We start from the raw sequence: 14,187 nt of genomic DNA, 5'->3' as shown, positions 1-14,187 counted from the left end.
GTCAGTCCTCGGTTTTTGGCGTTGTGGTGTCGGCGTCGTGCAAATGGCGGGACAGGTAGATGCCCTGGCCGACCAGGAACAGCAAAGTCATGCCCAGGCTGCCGAAGACCTTGAAGTCGACCCAGTAGCTCTGGAATGTGAATGCCACGAACAGGTTGGCGGCACCGCAGAACAGGAAAAAACCGATCCAGGCGATGTTCAGGCGGGTCCAGACCGGCTCCGGCAGGCTCAGGGCGTGGCCCATGATGCGTTTGATCAGCAGTTGGTCACCGACGAAGTGGCTGCCGATGAACGCAAGGGCGAACAGCCAGTTGACCACCGGGGCTTTCCATTTCAGGAAGGTCTCGCTGTGGAACGCCAGGGTCAGGCTGCCGAAGACCAGGCAGGCGATGAGGGTCAGCCACTGGCTCTTCTCCAGCTTGCGCTGCTTGATGTACAGCGTGCCGTAGACCACCAGAGAACTGACGATCAGCATTGCGGTGGCACTGTAGATACCCCCGACAGTCAGTTCATGACCGCCGATATCGACGACCCGTGGATCGATTTTGAAGACGATGAAAAACAGCAGAAGCGGGATGAAGTCGATGAATTGTTTCACAGTGGCAGCCAGAAGCAGGATGTGGCGGCATAATAACAAACATATTGACGCGCGATAGCGTCAGCTGATTTGAGGTGACACAGTCCTGTGAATGTTGATTTGCACTGCCATAGCACGGCCTCCGATGGCGCCCTGGCGCCTGCGGTACTGGTTGCGCGTGCGTTCGAGAAAGGCGTGCGAGTCCTGGCCTTGACCGATCACGACACCCTCGAAGGCCTCGATGAGGCCCGTAGCGCCGCGACGGCGCTGGGGATGCAACTGGTTAATGGCGTCGAATTATCCTGCACTTGGGGCGGGGCGACCATTCACGTGCTGGGCTATGGTTTCGATGTCAATGCCGCTCCATTGGTCGAGGCCATCGCAAAATTGCACGATGGCCGCTGGCTACGGTCCGAAGAAATAAGCCGCAAGTTGGCGTTGAAAGGCATGCCGGGGGCGCTTGACGGTGCCCGGGCCATGCAGCAGGAACTGGGCGACAGCGGCAACGCGCCGGCCCGTCCGCACTTCGCCGACTGGATGGTGCGCGAAGGTTTCGTCAAGGATCGCGCCGAAGCGTTCCGCAAATGGTTGGGCGCCGGCAAGCTGGGGGACGTTAAACAGCACTGGCCGACCCTGGAAGATACTGTTGAAACCCTGCGCGCCGCGGGTGCCTGGGTCAGCCTGGCGCATCCTTGGCACTACGATTTCACTCGCAGCAAACGTCGCCGCCTGATTGCCGACTATATTCAAGCAGGGGGCCACGCAATAGAAGTGGTCAATGGCCACCAGCCTGCCGAACAGGTGGGCAGCCTGGCGATTCTTGCCCGCGAGTTTGGTCTGCTGGTCAGCGCCGGCAGTGATTTTCATGGCCCTGGAGGCTGGTCCGAGATCGGTGAATATCGCCCGCTTCCGGAGGATCTGCCGCCACTGTGGTGTCGATTCAAACATGACCCAATTATTGCCGCCGTCTGAACAGGTAGAGAATGTGAGTCAATTTTTCCAGATTCATCCGGAAAACCCGCAAGCGCGCCTGATCAAACAGGCTGTCGAGATCATCCGCAAAGGCGGGGTGGTGATTTACCCCACAGACTCGTCCTACGCCATTGGTTGCCAGATCGGCGACAAGAACGCCGTGGAGCGCGTGCGCCGGCTGCGTCAGCTGGATGAGAAGCACAACTTCGCGCTGATTTGCAGCGACCTGTCGCAGTTGGGGCTGTTTGCCAAGATCGACACCGGCACCTTCCGCTTGCTCAAGGCTCACTTGCCTGGGCCATACACCTTCATTCTCAACGCCACCCGCGAAGTCCCGCGGCTGTTGCTGCACCCGAAAAAACGCACCATCGGCCTGCGCGTGCCGAGCCATCCGATTGCCTTGGCGCTGCTGGAAGAACTCGGCGAACCGCTGATGAGCGTGACCCTGATCATGCCCGGCGACACCGACCCGTTGAGCGATCCTTACGAAATGCGCCAGTTGCTCGAGCATCAGGTGGACCTGATCATCGACGGCGGTTTCGGCGGGATCAAGGCGTCCACTGTGATCAGCCTCGCCGACGGCGAGCCGGAAGTCATCCGCGTCGGTTGCGGCGACCCCGCGCCCTTCATGGTCGAGGCGTAGATGTCTGCAGTAGAACCCGTCGACAGCCAGGCCGGCGCCCAGCAAGAGCTGCCTTTCGCCATGGTCTATGGCCAGGCGGTCATGGAAATGCCGCTGGACCTGTACATCCCGCCGGATGCACTCGAAGTCTTTCTTGAAGCCTTCGAAGGCCCGCTCGACCTGTTGCTGTACCTGATCCGCAAACAGAACATCAACATCCTCGACATCCCGGTGGCGGAAATCACCCGGCAGTACATGGGGTATGTCGAGTTGATGCAGTCGGTGCGCCTGGAGCTGGCCGCCGAGTACCTGGTGATGGCTGCGATGCTGGCCGAGATCAAGTCGCGGATGCTGCTGCCGCGGGCCGAAACGATCGAAGACGAAGAAGACGACCCTCGCGCCGAACTGATTCGCCGCTTGCAGGAATACGAGCGCTTCAAGGCTGCTGCCGAAGGCATCGATGGCCTGAGCCGCGTCGGTCGCGACGTGGTGGTGCCCAGGCTCGATGCCCCGGAAGCCCGGGCGCGCAAGCTGTTGCCAGATGTGAGCCTGGAAGAGTTGCTGATGTCCATGGCCGAGGTCTTGCGCCGTGGCGACATGTTCGAAAGCCACCAGGTCAGTCGCGAGGCATTGTCCACCCGCGAGCGTATGAGCGATGTGCTGGAACGGCTCAAGGGCGGTGGTTTTGTGCCCTTTGTCGAGCTGTTCACCGCTGAGGAAGGGCGCCTGGGGGTGGTGGTGACCTTTATGGCGATCCTCGAACTGGTCAAGGAATCCTTGGTCGAGCTGGTGCAGAATGAGCCGTTCGCGGCGATCCACGTGCGAGCCCGAGCCGAATAACGAGTTGAATCATGAACCTGACTGAACCCCGCGAGCTGGCACCACTGCTTGAAGCCTTTCTGTTGGCCTCGGGAAAGCCTCAATCCCTTGAACGCCTGTTCGAACTCTTCGAAGAAGGCGAGCGACCGGAGCCAGCGGTTTTCAAGAAAGCGCTGACGATTCTGGCCAAGTCCTGCGATGGCCGAGCTTTCGAGTTGAAGGAAGTCGCCTCCGGGTATCGCCTGCAAATCCGCGAAAAGTTCGCGCCGTGGGTAGGACGTTTGTGGGAAGAGCGGCCGCAACGCTATTCCCGGGCCATGCTCGAGACCATGGCCCTGATCGCCTATCGCCAGCCGATCACCCGGGGCGAGATCGAAGACGTGCGCGGCGTGGCGGTCAACAGCCACATTGTGAAAACCCTGCTGGAGCGTGAATGGATTCGCATCGTCGGTTACCGCGACGTGCCCGGCAAACCGGCGATGTTCGCCACCACCAAGGCGTTTCTCGATCACTTCAACCTGAAGAACCTCGACGACTTGCCCCCGCTGGCCGAACTGCGCGAGCTGGAGCCCGAGCCGATGCTCGAGTTCGATGACGCGCCGGTGCCGGCCGGGTTGCAAGAACTGGCGGATGCCAGCGCCGAGCCGGAGGAGCCGAAGGAAGAAACCAGTTTCCATACGTTGCTGCTGGAACTGGACACCATGGAAGAGGGGCTCAAGACCGACTTTGATGATTTGCTGCGCGATGGCGAGTTGACCGGGACCGAAGACGATCTTGTTCAACCTGAGCCTGAGCCTGAGCCTGAAATCGAAGTTGAACTTCAAGTCGAGCCCGAAGCCCCAGTCGAAGAAGAGCTGGAGGATGACGTACTTGGCGTCGCCCAAGCGCGGGAAAAACTCCTGGCCGCCGTCGCCGCTCTCGAACAGTCGAAACCCGAGCCCGAGTTGACCGACGAAGAAGCCGAAGCCAAGGCTCTGGCAGAAGCAATCGAGGCTGAGCGTCGTCAGTTCGAAGATTGACCCAAATCCTGCGGGCAACGGGAATCCCTGTGGGAGCGGGCTTGCGCGCGAAGAGGGAGTGTCAGTCAACATCATTGCTGCCTGACCCACCGCAATCGCGGGCAAGCCCGCTCCCACAGGGTGTTGAGTTGACTGGAGTATTGACTGCGGTTGATCGAACTCGGTGCCACCGGTCGGCGGAAAATCAAGTAAGTCTTCATTGATCCGCTAGTCTCTGATGCGCGAACGTCGTCATGAGCGTATGATTCGCGACCCTTTGGCGATCCCTTCGCCCGAGGACCCAGCTTTCAATGCTTCAGGCAAGCCTGAACAGACCACACCGGGAGGTGCCCAGATGAGTATCAACGACCAGAAAGACGACCAGGAAATCGGCCCAGCAGGTGAAAAACTGCAGAAAGTCCTCGCCCGTATCGGCGTCGGCTCGCGCCGTGACGTAGAAGCCTGGATCAGCCATGGCCGCATCAAGGTCAATGGCAAAGACGCCACCCTCGGCCTGCGCGTCGACCTGCATGACGCCATCACCATCGATGGCAAGGTGATCAAGCGCGAAGAAGCCGCCGAGTCGGTACGCCGCGTGATCATGTACAACAAGCCCGACGGTGAAATCTGCACCCGTGACGACCCGGAAGGCCGTCCTACCGTGTTCGACAAGATGCCGCGCCCCAAAGAAGGTCGCTGGATCAACATCGGTCGTCTGGACATCAACACCACCGGTCTCTTGATGTTCACCACCGACGGTGAGTTGGCCAACCGCCTGATGCATCCTTCCTATGAAATGGACCGTGAATACGCGGTACGTGTACGTGGCGAAGTCGATGACGAGATGATCGAACGCCTGAAGGCAGGCGTGGTACTCGAAGACGGCCCGGCCAAATTCACCGACATCAAGCAGGCTCCGGGTGGCGAAGGGTTCAACCACTGGTACCACTGCGTGGTGATGGAAGGTCGCAACCGCGAAGTTCGTCGCCTGTGGGAATCCCAGGGCCTGGTGGTCAGCCGCCTGAAGCGCGTGCGGTTCGGTCCGGTATTCCTCAACTCCGACCTGCCGATGGGCCGCTGGCGCGAAATGAGCCAGTACGAAGTCGATATTCTGAGTGCTGAAGTCGGCCTGACGCCGGTGGCGATGCCGCAGATGAACGCCAAGAGCAAAGACAAGCTCGAGCGTATGCAACGCAAGTCGTCCCGTCCGGTGGGCAAGACCGAACGCGTACGGACTCTGCGTCCAGCTGCTGGTGCCCCGGCGGCCGGTCCGCGTCCAGCCCGCGAGCCGCAGATCGAAGGCGAACGCCCGGCCCGCAAACCAGCGCCACGTCAGGACGGCGAGCGCGGCCCACGCACGCCACGTCCGGCCAACGGTCGTACTGAGCGTGGCGAAGGCCGTGGCGCTCCGTCCGGTGGTCGTAGCGATCGTGGCGCGCCTGCCGGTCGCGGTACGCCCGTGGCAGACCGCCCGGCCGACACCAAGCGCCCGGCCAAGCCGGCGCCCAAGAAACGCCCAGGCATCGTGCTGGTCGACCGTGACACGCCATCGGGCAAACGCCGCGGCGCACCAGCCGGCTCCGGCCAGCGTCCGGGCTTTGGTCGTCGCAAGCCTGAGTAATCGGTAAGCGGCCCATGAAAAACGCCATCCCTCGGGATGGCGTTTTTTTGGGGTCTGGTTTTAGTGATGTGGTGTTTGTGAGTCTGTCTTCGCGAGCAAGCCCGCTTCCACATTTGATCGCAATCTCCCGAGAGAACTCGGTCACCTGTGGGAGCGGGCTTGCTCGCGAAGACGTCAGCCGCATCACCGCAAAATCCCGGGTTAAAACAAAAACCGCCTATCAAACACCGGCTCATCATCCAGCGCCAACACGCCGCCAGAAAAAATCAGATCCAAATGATGGCTACCCTTGGCGCCACCGCCCAGTCCAAGGTGCAAGCCGCAATGGCGCTCTTCGAACCCGGCATTGCGCGCATACAAATCTTTCACGCCTTCGTTGGTGCCGATCCCCAACTCTTCGATTCGGCGATTGGATGGGTTGGCGTCCAGGTACTTGTTGAAGTCATGTTCCAGCCCTGGCACATCAGTGGCGATTTTGCTGATGGTCGAGTTCTCGATCCACAACTCCAGCGGTGACGCCAATACGCCGTACTTGCGGGCAAACGGAATCGTGCCGAGGAAAGTCCCCATAAACTTCACCCGCCCATTTATGGCCTCGCTATGGGTGGCAATCTCGCCGGGCGCCAGATCGAAGTTGCCGACACCGTTGATGTCGGTCCACTTCTTGATACTGCTAAAGGGTGTTTCGAACCACGAGCCATGATCATCTTTGAAGCTCAGGGTGGTGGCGTGGGACATGCGCTGGATCAAGTGGCTGTTCAACCCGGCAATCCGCTGCGGGGTGACAATGAAGGTGTCGTAGAAGTAATCGCCGTAATCCTTGAACAGCAGCGACTTCTTCCAGTTCTGCGCCATCACGCCTTGCAGCGCGCGGACAAAGTCCGGGCCGTCGGGGCGCGGGTTGGGCAGGGTGGAAGAGTCGTAGAAGAAAATGTACAGATCGCTGTCGGCAATGGCCTGGGCCAGCAATTCGGTGGGTTCGAGGTCCAGACGCATCGCGCTGAAGCTGAAGCGTCGGCTGTTACCGGCCTGTTCGGCGATGGCGCAGGTGTGTGCCTCATAATCAGCGGTATGGCCGAGCAAGACCTTCGCGGGGTTGATACCGGCAACGGCAGGGTGATGTTCGAGGTAGTAAAGGAAATGCGAGATGGCGCGCTGCTTATCCATGTAGTCCTCCCTGACAAACCGAGAAAGTGGCGGGCACGACCGGCCGGATCGTGCCTGCCGGGATGTCTTACAGAGGCCACATCGCCGTGCCGAACGGAACAACCGCGTCGGCTTGCATCATTTCAACGGCGGCCTCGTGGGTCGGTGCTTCAAACCAATCGTCCAGTTGCAGTTCAGTGTCCAAGTCTTTGTCCAGTGCTTGCATGGTGAATCTCCTAGATGCCTTCTTCGGTAAGAACAGCTTCGGTAAGAACAGCGGCGTGCTTTTCACTCGTTGAAGAGCGCGTCAATTTGCCGGTCGATGCGACTCGGCATGTCGCTGAAACCTAGTTCAGAGCTTTTTGGAATGCAAAAAAATAATCAAACAATTTTCATTTGAACTATTTATTCCATTTTTCGAAAGCCAATTTCTTAATAGAAAACAGAAAACAGAAAACAGAAAACAGAAAACTAAGTCGGGTATTTCCTTAGCAAGCTTCCTATCGTCAGTTTACAGTCAACGTGTCTTTGGATCTGATTTGGAAAGTTTGCGTTACGCTTTGTAAATAAAACCTGACGAAAAGCCCTCTCAAAGCCCGTGGAATGCCGCGAGGGAAAGCCCTGTAAGGAAAACCTGCCGCCCGCGGGCGAGTTGCTGGCATCCAAGGGCTCTGGCGCGCTTGTTTCAGCATCGGATGAAGGGTGAGATGCGCCCCATGCCTGTCGTGCAGGTGCATAACAAGAAGGAGGCGCAATGAACGCCGTGACTCATCTCCATCCCTCATCCAAGGGCGATTTTTCCGCCGCCCCCATCGATGACCTGCAAAGGTCTGACTCAATTTTTGCAGCCGCCCGAGACTCTCGGGGCGGACACAGGCAATCCCGGCAAGCGACGCGCTGATCCAGCGGTGTCTGGCAGCAGGGGGTTACAGGTGTACAATGCGCCGCGTTTTAACTGTGACCCTCTGCGCAACAGCGCAAACCTCAAGGCTATCCGCCTTGCTCACTCCGCCGCGTCACGAGCGTGTCGGGTTCGATTTCGTCACAGATAAAAACAAACAGGTGACGCATGACTGTCGTAAAAACGCTGAACTCCTGGTGCCTGCGCTGGGGTTTGATCGGCGCTGCTTGAAATCGCAACCAAGCAGCAACGTCTACTGAACATCATCAAACCTTGCGTGAGACCCTTTTCATGAGTGGACAAAACTCGCATTCAGGCGAGCTTAAACGCGGCCTGAAAAATCGCCATATTCAACTGATCGCCCTCGGTGGCGCGATCGGTACCGGGCTGTTCCTCGGCTCGGCCGGCGTGCTCAAATCCGCCGGCCCGTCGATGATCCTCGGCTACGCCATTTGCGGCTTCATTGCTTTCCTGATCATGCGCCAGCTGGGCGAAATGATCGTCGAAGAGCCAGTGGCCGGCTCCTTCAGCCACTTCGCCCACAAATACTGGGGCGGTTTCGCCGGTTTCCTGTCGGGCTGGAACTGCTGGATTCTGTACATTCTGGTGGGCATGTCGGAGCTGACCGCCGTCGGCAAATACATCCACTACTGGGCGCCGGACATTCCAACCTGGGTATCGGCAGCCGGGTTCTTCGTGCTGATCAACCTGATTAACCTCGCCAACGTCAAAGTCTTCGGTGAAGCCGAGTTCTGGTTCGCGATCATCAAGGTCGTGGCGATTGTCGGCATGATTGCCCTGGGCAGCTACCTGCTGGTCAGCGGCCACGGCGGCCCGCAAGCTTCGGTGACCAACCTGTGGTCCCATGGCGGCTTTTTCCCGAACGGCGTCAGCGGATTGGTGATGGCCATGGCGATCATCATGTTCTCCTTCGGTGGCCTGGAAATGCTCGGTTTCACTGCCGCTGAAGCCGACAAGCCGAAAACCGTGATCCCGAAAGCTATCAACCAGGTGATCTACCGGATCCTGATTTTCTACATCGGTGCGCTGGTGGTCCTGCTGTCGCTGACCCCTTGGGACAGCCTGTTGACGACGCTGAACGCGTCCGGCGATGCCTACAGCGGTAGCCCGTTTGTGCAAGTGTTTTCGATGCTCGGCAGCAACACGGCCGCGCACATCCTCAACTTCGTGGTCCTGACCGCGGCGCTGTCGGTGTACAACAGCGGCACTTACTGCAATAGCCGTATGTTGTTGGGCATGGCCGAGCAGGGCGATGCGCCAAAGGCCCTGTCGAAGATCGACAAGCGTGGCGTGCCGGTGCGTTCGATTCTGGCGTCGGCTGCCGTGACCCTGGTCGCGGTGCTGCTGAACTACCTGGTTCCGCAACATGCGCTGGAGCTGTTGATGTCGCTGGTGGTTGCGACCCTGGTGATCAACTGGGCGATGATCAGCTTCTCGCACTTCAAGTTCCGTCAGCACATGGACAAGACCAAACAGACGCCGTTGTTCAAGGCCCTGTGGTACCCGTACGGCAACTATGTTTGCCTGGCGTTCGTGGTGTTCATCCTTGGCGTGATGCTGCTGATCCCGGGCATCCAGGTCTCGGTGTACGCGATTCCGGTGTGGGTCGCGTTCATGTGGGTCTGCTACGGCATCAAGACCAAGCGACGTGATCAGGCGTCCGTCGATGTAGTCGGCTCTGCCATCAAGTAGGCAAATGCCTACAACAAAAAAACCGGCTTCTCAGACTGCTTTTTTACACAGTCTGAAAAGCCGGTTTTTTTGTCTGCGGTCTTATGCGGAGTGACTATAGACTGGCCCTCGTCAATTCAACGGAGGAACACGGCATGGGCGACGCGCCAATACATTACGACATCGAAGAAGCGAGCCTTGGACGCCAAGACGTACAAGCGCTGATTGAACAGCACAAGCGGCCGTTGCGCTTCATCGGCGTCGACTTTACCGATATCGACCTGTCTCGGCTGGTGCTGGACCACTGCGAATTCCAGCGCTGCATGTTGCTGCGCAGCAATTTCCTCGGCGCGCGTCTGGAAGGGACGACGTGGAAGGGCTGTCGGGGAGGTCACGGGATATTCGAGGCGGCCCATCTGCTGGAAGCGGTGTTCAGCAACTGCGACCTGAACAACACTCGCTGGCAGCGCGCGAAGTTGGCGCAGGTCAGTTTCAACGGCTGCAAGCTGACGGGGGCCAACTTCAGTCATTGCTCAAGCCTTGGCTTGTCATTCACCGAGACCCGCCTCAATAGTGCATTCCTTCCGGGGCTGTCGTTTGCCCGGAGCACCTTGAGCGGGCTGGATTTTTCCGACGCGGACTTGAGTGATGCGGATTTTCGCAAGGCGGAGTTCGTCGACTGCAGCTTGGCGCACGCCCGTATCAACGGGGCGACCTTCGCCGGTGCGGATCTGCGCGGCGCGGACCTGAGTGGTTTTCGCCTCAATGATGCCAAACTGTTCAAAGGCGCGGTGATTTCCCGTGCGCAAGCTTCAATGCTGTTGTCGGAGCTGGGTTTATCCGTTGCTTGAGCAACCCGAGGGAAGGTTTGGCATGCTGGTGATTTCCAACAACGTGCATCTGCCGGATGCCGAGATCGAGTTGACGGCCATTCGCGCCCAGGGCGCCGGTGGGCAGAACGTCAACAAGGTCTCCAGCGCCGTGCACCTGCGCTTCGACATTCCGGCCTCGTCCTTGCCCGAGTTCTACAAGGAGCGGCTGCTGGCGCTGCGCGACAGTCGCATCACCAGCGAAGGTGTGTTGATCATCAAGGCCCAGCAGTACCGCACGCAGGAAGCCAATCGCGCCGATGCGCTGGAGCGGCTGACCGAATTGATCCTCAGCGCTACTAAAGTGGAAAAGAAACGTCGTCCGACCAAGCCGACTCTCGGTTCAAAGAAGCGTCGGCTCGAATCCAAGACCAAGCGCGGCAGCATCAAGGCCGGGCGTGGCAAGGTCGACTTCTAGCGAGTGTCGCGCTCTTCCCGATACTTTGGCGCTTGCCGGTACAGGTAAACGCTCAGCATCAAGCCACTTAGCGCGGCGAGGGCGGCGAACAGGAAGATCGAGGCAAAACCGAAACCTGCCGCAATCGCACCCGCCAGCGGACCGGTAATCCCCAGCGACAAATCGATGAACAGCGAATAAGCCCCGACCGCCGCGCCACGGCTGGAAGCGGGCACCAGGTTGACCGCTTCCACGCCCAAGGCCGGGAACACCAGCGAGAAACCGAAACCGCTCAGTGCCGCGCCGGCCAGTGCCCAATGAGCATCCGGTGCCAGCCACAGCAGCAGCAACCCGAGGGTTTCCACCGAGAGGCAGGCAATTGCCACGCGAAAGCCGCCGAGGCGATTGATCAGGTTACCGAATAGCAATCGCGCGCCAATGAAACTGGCGCCGAACAGGCTCAGGCACAGCACCGCGTTGGACCACTGCTGAGTGGCGTAATACAGGGTGATGAAGGTCGCGATGGTGCCAAAGCCGATGGAACCCAAGGCCAGACCGCAGCCGTGGGGCAACACGCGCCCCAGCACATGCATGAACGGCAGGCGTTCGCCGGCGACGATCGGTGCGGCGGTTTTCGGCCAGGCCAGCGCCAGACCCAGAACGGCCAGCAACACGATGCTTACGCCCATGCTCCACAAACCCAATTGACTCACCAGCAGCACCCCCAGCGGTGCGCCGACCGCCAACGCACCGTAACTGGCGATGCCGTTCCAGGAGATGACCTTGGCGGTGTTCGCCGCCCCGACCCGGCCGATGCCCCAGCCGATCGAACCGGAGCCGACCAGGCTTTCTGCGCTGCCGAGCACCAGTCGGCCAACTAACAGGCTGATCAAACTCAACGTCGGCAAGCTCTGGGTCCAGGCCGAAATCAGCATGAACACACCGCTCAAGCCACAGCCGGCAAGGCCATACATCACCGCCAGTTTGCTGCCCTTGTTGTCGATGATTTTCCCGGCATAAGGACGGCTGAGCAGGGTGGCAAGGTACTGCACGCTGATCACCAGCCCGGCGATCACCGCGCCGAAGCCGAGGTCGCTGTGGACGTAGCCCGGCAATACAGCCAGGGGAATGCCGATATTCAGGTAACCGATGAAAGTGAACAGGACGATGGAAACGACTTGCAGCGTGACCGCCAGGGGGCGCTGGGTTTCTGACATGGGTAAAAATCCACGGGGCAGCAGGATAGATAGGCTGCTTATGATAGCGGCGTGGCGGTCGCGGGTCGTGGAAAAGTAAAACTATTTGCCGGACGGCGTAATCAGGATTTTGCGGGGGCAACCAATTGCGTCGTGACCAGGGCGGCCAGGGCGTTTTCTTCGCTGCCGAAACGGGCGAGTAAAGCCGCTTGTTTCTCGGGAGAAAGGCGATTCCAGATATCGATCATCTTCTCGGCAGTGCCGATCAGGACGCTGGCCTGAGCTTCGTTGAATGTGACGCTGGATTCATCGGTCATGGGAAAGCTCAAGGTTCAGGCGGTGTGGAAAGCGCATATTAGCGCTTTCCACACGGTCTGGTCGTGCGGTTGTATCAGTCTTCGCTGTCGGCCTGGCGGCGTTCAGGGGCTTCTTTCGGCTCGGGCTGTTGGGCACCGGCTTGTTGCGTGGTTGTCTGCTCAGTTTCGTGCAGGCTTGGGAAGGGGAGATTAGGGATCTCGTGCATGTTCGCGCTCCTCGCTAAGTCTGTGGATAGATCTGGTAGATCCGCGCTTTTAAAAAAGCCTGGGCAGGATACAGCAGGAGAAATGACAAATAGGCTTTTATATCCAATTGTTGCGACGGATGGGATTGTCTAGACAGGTCAGCAAGAGGGGGCGACACAAAACAAATGTGGGAGCGAGCCTGCTCGCGATAGCGGTGGCACATTCAACATTAATGTGACTGAAAAACCGCTATCGCGAGCAGGCTCGCTCCCACAGGGGGACTTGCAGTGCTCGATGGTTATTTGCAGACGTTAGCGATGGCCTCGGCCAGCAAATCCAGGCGCGTCGCATCAATCCCGGCAACGTTCACCCGGCCTGAGCTGACCATATAAACGCTGTGACGCTCGCGCAGCTGTTTGACCTGCTCCGGCGACAAACCGGTGTAGGAAAACATCCCGCGTTGCACACCGATGTGCGCAAATCGCTCGCGCAAGCCATGGGGTTCAAGCGCTTCGACCAGACCGCTACGCAGCTGGGCGATGCGCAAGCGCATGGCTTCCACGTCGTCGGCCCAGCGGCTTTTCAGCTCCGGATCGCCCAGGATGGTCGCGACCACGGCGGCGCCATGGTCCGGCGGCGTCGACCACAGGTTGCGGGCGATGTTGGCCAGTTGGCTGCGGATATCCACCAGTTTGTCGGCGGTTTTCGCGCAGACAATCAACGCGCCGATGCGGTCGCGGTACAGGCCGAAGTTCTTCGAGCAGGAACTGGTGATCAGCACTTCCGGCAACTCGGCGGCGAACAACCGGGTCGACCAGGCATCTTGCTCCAGGCCGTCGCCAAAACCCTGATAGGCGAAGTCGATCAGCGGTAGCAAATCGCGGCTGCGCACCACGTCGAGCACCTGACGCCAATCGTCATGGGATAGGTCGAAACCGGTCGGGTTGTGGCAGCAGGCGTGCAACAGCACCACATCGCCCTTGGGTGCTTCATTGAGCACCGCCAGCATCGCTTCCACATCGAGACGGTTATCGCTGCCCACATACGGGTAGTGACTGACCTTGACCCCGGCCGCCGCGAAAATGGTTTCGTGAATCGGCCAGGTCGGGTTGCTTAACCACACGCCACGGCCCGGAAGGCACTGGGCGATGAAGTCGGCACTCAAACGCAGCGCGCCGGTGCCGCCCGGCGTTTGAGTGGCGCCGGCCCGTTGTTCGGCGATCAGCGCCGAATCGGCGCCAAGCACCAACGCGTTGATGAGCTTGCCGAACGCCGCATCGCCGTGACCACTGATGTAGGTCTTGGTGGCTTGGCGATCCACCAGGCGCTGCTCGGCGAGCTTCACCGCTTCGAGGATTGGCGTCAGGCCCTGGGCATCTTTATAGACACCCACGCCGAGGTCGAATTTGCGCGGGGCAGGGTCCTGCGCATAGGCCTCCATCAGGCCGAGAATCGGGTCGCCGGGCACTCGGCCGATGGCGTCGAAATGCATTATTTGCGGCCCTCGGCGTTCTTGGCCACTTCGTCGGTGCGCGCGGCCATGATGAAGTCGTTGCGGTGCAGACCCTTGATGGAGTGGCTCCACCAGGTCACGGTGACTTTGCCCCACTCGGTCAGCAGGCCCGGGTGATGACCTTCGGCCTCGGAGATTTCACCGACGGCGTTGGTGAACGCCAGCGCGTGTTTGAAGTTCTTGAACAGGAAAACTTTTTCCAGCTGCATCACACCGTCGCGTACTTCGATGTTCCAGTCAGGAATCTGCTTGATCAGGATCGGCAGTTCTTCGTCGCTGACCTGAGGGGCGCCGGCTTGGCAGGCTTCGCAATGGGCTTGGTTCAATGTGGACATGATGTGTTCCTGAAATCGAGTGTTTT

16 protein-coding genes are annotated in these 14,187 nt (G+C 59.5%); 8 read left to right on the top strand and 8 right to left on the bottom strand.

Annotated features, from left to right (window positions below; genetic code table 11):
- Position 1: 1 nt before the first annotated feature.
- A complete protein-coding gene (locus ACA044_RS22300) occupies positions 2 to 598 on the bottom strand; it encodes a septation protein A (RefSeq protein WP_497443304.1) in 597 nt (198 codons plus the stop codon).
- Positions 599 to 685: 87 nt separating this feature from the next.
- On the opposite strand from ACA044_RS22300, the gene ACA044_RS22295 reads away from it, so the two are divergent.
- The 5 genes from ACA044_RS22295 to rluB all read left to right on the top strand — a co-directional run bounded on the left by ACA044_RS22295 (position 686) and on the right by rluB (position 5,609).
- Positions 686 to 1,549, top strand: coding sequence for a PHP domain-containing protein (locus ACA044_RS22295; protein ID WP_497443303.1), 864 nt, complete (start codon positions 686 to 688; stop codon positions 1,547 to 1,549).
- A 13-nt stretch (positions 1,550 to 1,562) separates the two neighbouring features.
- The gene (locus ACA044_RS22290; protein WP_497443302.1) at positions 1,563 to 2,192 is read left to right on the top strand and encodes an L-threonylcarbamoyladenylate synthase; all 630 of its coding nucleotides are present in this window, start codon (positions 1,563 to 1,565) and stop codon (positions 2,190 to 2,192) included.
- Complete coding sequence (locus ACA044_RS22285) at positions 2,193 to 3,011, top strand: segregation and condensation protein A (RefSeq protein WP_497443301.1); 819 nt, start codon at positions 2,193 to 2,195, stop codon at positions 3,009 to 3,011.
- 11 nt (positions 3,012 to 3,022) lie between these two features.
- Positions 3,023 to 4,009, top strand: coding sequence for an SMC-Scp complex subunit ScpB (scpB, locus tag ACA044_RS22280; RefSeq protein ID WP_497443300.1), 987 nt, complete (start codon positions 3,023 to 3,025; stop codon positions 4,007 to 4,009).
- Positions 4,010 to 4,343: 334 nt separating this feature from the next.
- Positions 4,344 to 5,609 carry a 23S rRNA pseudouridine(2605) synthase RluB gene (gene rluB, locus ACA044_RS22275; protein WP_497443299.1) on the top strand — a complete coding sequence of 422 codons (1,266 nt, stop codon included), beginning with the start codon at positions 4,344 to 4,346 and terminating at the stop codon, positions 5,607 to 5,609.
- Between the two features lie 201 nt (positions 5,610 to 5,810).
- On the opposite strand, the gene ACA044_RS22270 is transcribed toward rluB, so the two are convergent.
- Both ACA044_RS22270 and ACA044_RS22265 read right to left on the bottom strand, forming a co-directional pair.
- Positions 5,811 to 6,776, bottom strand: a complete 966-nt coding sequence (locus ACA044_RS22270; protein ID WP_497443298.1) for a leucyl aminopeptidase — start codon at positions 6,774 to 6,776, stop codon at positions 5,811 to 5,813.
- A 67-nt stretch (positions 6,777 to 6,843) separates the two neighbouring features.
- Positions 6,844 to 6,981 (bottom strand): hypothetical protein, encoded by a 138-nt coding sequence (locus ACA044_RS22265; RefSeq protein WP_007938535.1) that lies wholly within the window; start codon positions 6,979 to 6,981, stop codon positions 6,844 to 6,846.
- A 966-nt stretch (positions 6,982 to 7,947) separates the two neighbouring features.
- Between ACA044_RS22265 and ACA044_RS22260 the strand changes: the two genes are divergently transcribed.
- The 3 genes from ACA044_RS22260 (at position 7,948) to arfB (ending at position 10,635) form a co-directional block, all read left to right on the top strand.
- Positions 7,948 to 9,369: an amino acid permease gene (locus ACA044_RS22260; RefSeq protein ID WP_497443297.1), complete on the top strand. Its 1,422-nt coding sequence runs from the start codon at positions 7,948 to 7,950 to the stop codon at positions 9,367 to 9,369.
- 134 nt (positions 9,370 to 9,503) lie between these two features.
- The gene (locus ACA044_RS22255) at positions 9,504 to 10,199 is read left to right on the top strand and encodes a pentapeptide repeat-containing protein (RefSeq protein WP_497443296.1); all 696 of its coding nucleotides are present in this window, start codon (positions 9,504 to 9,506) and stop codon (positions 10,197 to 10,199) included.
- 22 nt (positions 10,200 to 10,221) lie between these two features.
- Positions 10,222 to 10,635 (top strand): alternative ribosome rescue aminoacyl-tRNA hydrolase ArfB, encoded by a 414-nt coding sequence (arfB, locus tag ACA044_RS22250; protein ID WP_008010994.1) that lies wholly within the window; start codon positions 10,222 to 10,224, stop codon positions 10,633 to 10,635.
- Here arfB and ACA044_RS22245 read toward each other — a convergent pair.
- The 5 genes from ACA044_RS22245 to ACA044_RS22225 all read right to left on the bottom strand — a co-directional run bounded on the left by ACA044_RS22245 (position 10,632) and on the right by ACA044_RS22225 (position 14,161).
- Positions 10,632 to 11,831: an MFS transporter gene (locus tag ACA044_RS22245; protein WP_497443295.1), complete on the bottom strand. Its 1,200-nt coding sequence runs from the start codon at positions 11,829 to 11,831 to the stop codon at positions 10,632 to 10,634. The genes arfB and ACA044_RS22245 overlap by 4 nt on opposite strands.
- Before the next feature lie 101 nt (positions 11,832 to 11,932).
- Complete coding sequence (locus ACA044_RS22240; protein WP_489348917.1) at positions 11,933 to 12,127, bottom strand: hypothetical protein; 195 nt, start codon at positions 12,125 to 12,127, stop codon at positions 11,933 to 11,935.
- Between the two features lie 74 nt (positions 12,128 to 12,201).
- Positions 12,202 to 12,333 (bottom strand): hypothetical protein, encoded by a 132-nt coding sequence (locus ACA044_RS22235; protein WP_497443294.1) that lies wholly within the window; start codon positions 12,331 to 12,333, stop codon positions 12,202 to 12,204.
- A gap of 278 nt (positions 12,334 to 12,611) precedes the next feature.
- Positions 12,612 to 13,805: an amino acid aminotransferase gene (locus ACA044_RS22230; protein WP_497443293.1), complete on the bottom strand. Its 1,194-nt coding sequence runs from the start codon at positions 13,803 to 13,805 to the stop codon at positions 12,612 to 12,614.
- Positions 13,805 to 14,161: a 4a-hydroxytetrahydrobiopterin dehydratase gene (locus ACA044_RS22225; protein ID WP_497443292.1), complete on the bottom strand. Its 357-nt coding sequence runs from the start codon at positions 14,159 to 14,161 to the stop codon at positions 13,805 to 13,807. The genes ACA044_RS22230 and ACA044_RS22225 overlap by 1 nt, the downstream gene beginning before the upstream one ends.
- Positions 14,162 to 14,187 lie beyond the last annotated feature (26 nt).

The sequence above is a fragment of the Pseudomonas sp. LBUM1673 genome (assembly GCF_059695645.1).
Note: the sequence above shows the minus strand (reverse complement) of the source record. Positions and strands in the feature narration are given on the sequence as shown.

What these genes read in the sequence shown, in the direction of transcription:
- ACA044_RS22285 (WP_497443301.1), top strand. Translation starts at nt 2,193, where the DNA reads ATGTCTGCAGTAGAACCCGTCGACAGCCAGGCCGGCGCCCAGCAAGAG.
- scpB (WP_497443300.1), top strand. Translation starts at nt 3,023, where the DNA reads ATGAACCTGACTGAACCCCGCGAGCTGGCACCACTGCTTGAAGCCTTT.
- rluB (WP_497443299.1), top strand. Translation starts at nt 4,344, where the DNA reads ATGAGTATCAACGACCAGAAAGACGACCAGGAAATCGGCCCAGCAGGT.
- ACA044_RS22270 (WP_497443298.1), bottom strand. Translation starts at nt 6,776, where the DNA reads ATGGATAAGCAGCGCGCCATCTCGCATTTCCTTTACTACCTCGAACAT.
- ACA044_RS22265 (WP_007938535.1), bottom strand. Translation starts at nt 6,981, where the DNA reads ATGCAAGCACTGGACAAAGACTTGGACACTGAACTGCAACTGGACGAT.
- ACA044_RS22260 (WP_497443297.1), top strand. Translation starts at nt 7,948, where the DNA reads ATGAGTGGACAAAACTCGCATTCAGGCGAGCTTAAACGCGGCCTGAAA.
- ACA044_RS22255 (WP_497443296.1), top strand. Translation starts at nt 9,504, where the DNA reads ATGGGCGACGCGCCAATACATTACGACATCGAAGAAGCGAGCCTTGGA.
- arfB (WP_008010994.1), top strand. Translation starts at nt 10,222, where the DNA reads ATGCTGGTGATTTCCAACAACGTGCATCTGCCGGATGCCGAGATCGAG.
- ACA044_RS22245 (WP_497443295.1), bottom strand. Translation starts at nt 11,831, where the DNA reads ATGTCAGAAACCCAGCGCCCCCTGGCGGTCACGCTGCAAGTCGTTTCC.
- ACA044_RS22240 (WP_489348917.1), bottom strand. Translation starts at nt 12,127, where the DNA reads ATGACCGATGAATCCAGCGTCACATTCAACGAAGCTCAGGCCAGCGTC.
- ACA044_RS22235 (WP_497443294.1), bottom strand. Translation starts at nt 12,333, where the DNA reads ATGCACGAGATCCCTAATCTCCCCTTCCCAAGCCTGCACGAAACTGAG.
- ACA044_RS22230 (WP_497443293.1), bottom strand. Translation starts at nt 13,805, where the DNA reads ATGCATTTCGACGCCATCGGCCGAGTGCCCGGCGACCCGATTCTCGGC.
- ACA044_RS22225 (WP_497443292.1), bottom strand. Translation starts at nt 14,161, where the DNA reads ATGTCCACATTGAACCAAGCCCATTGCGAAGCCTGCCAAGCCGGCGCC.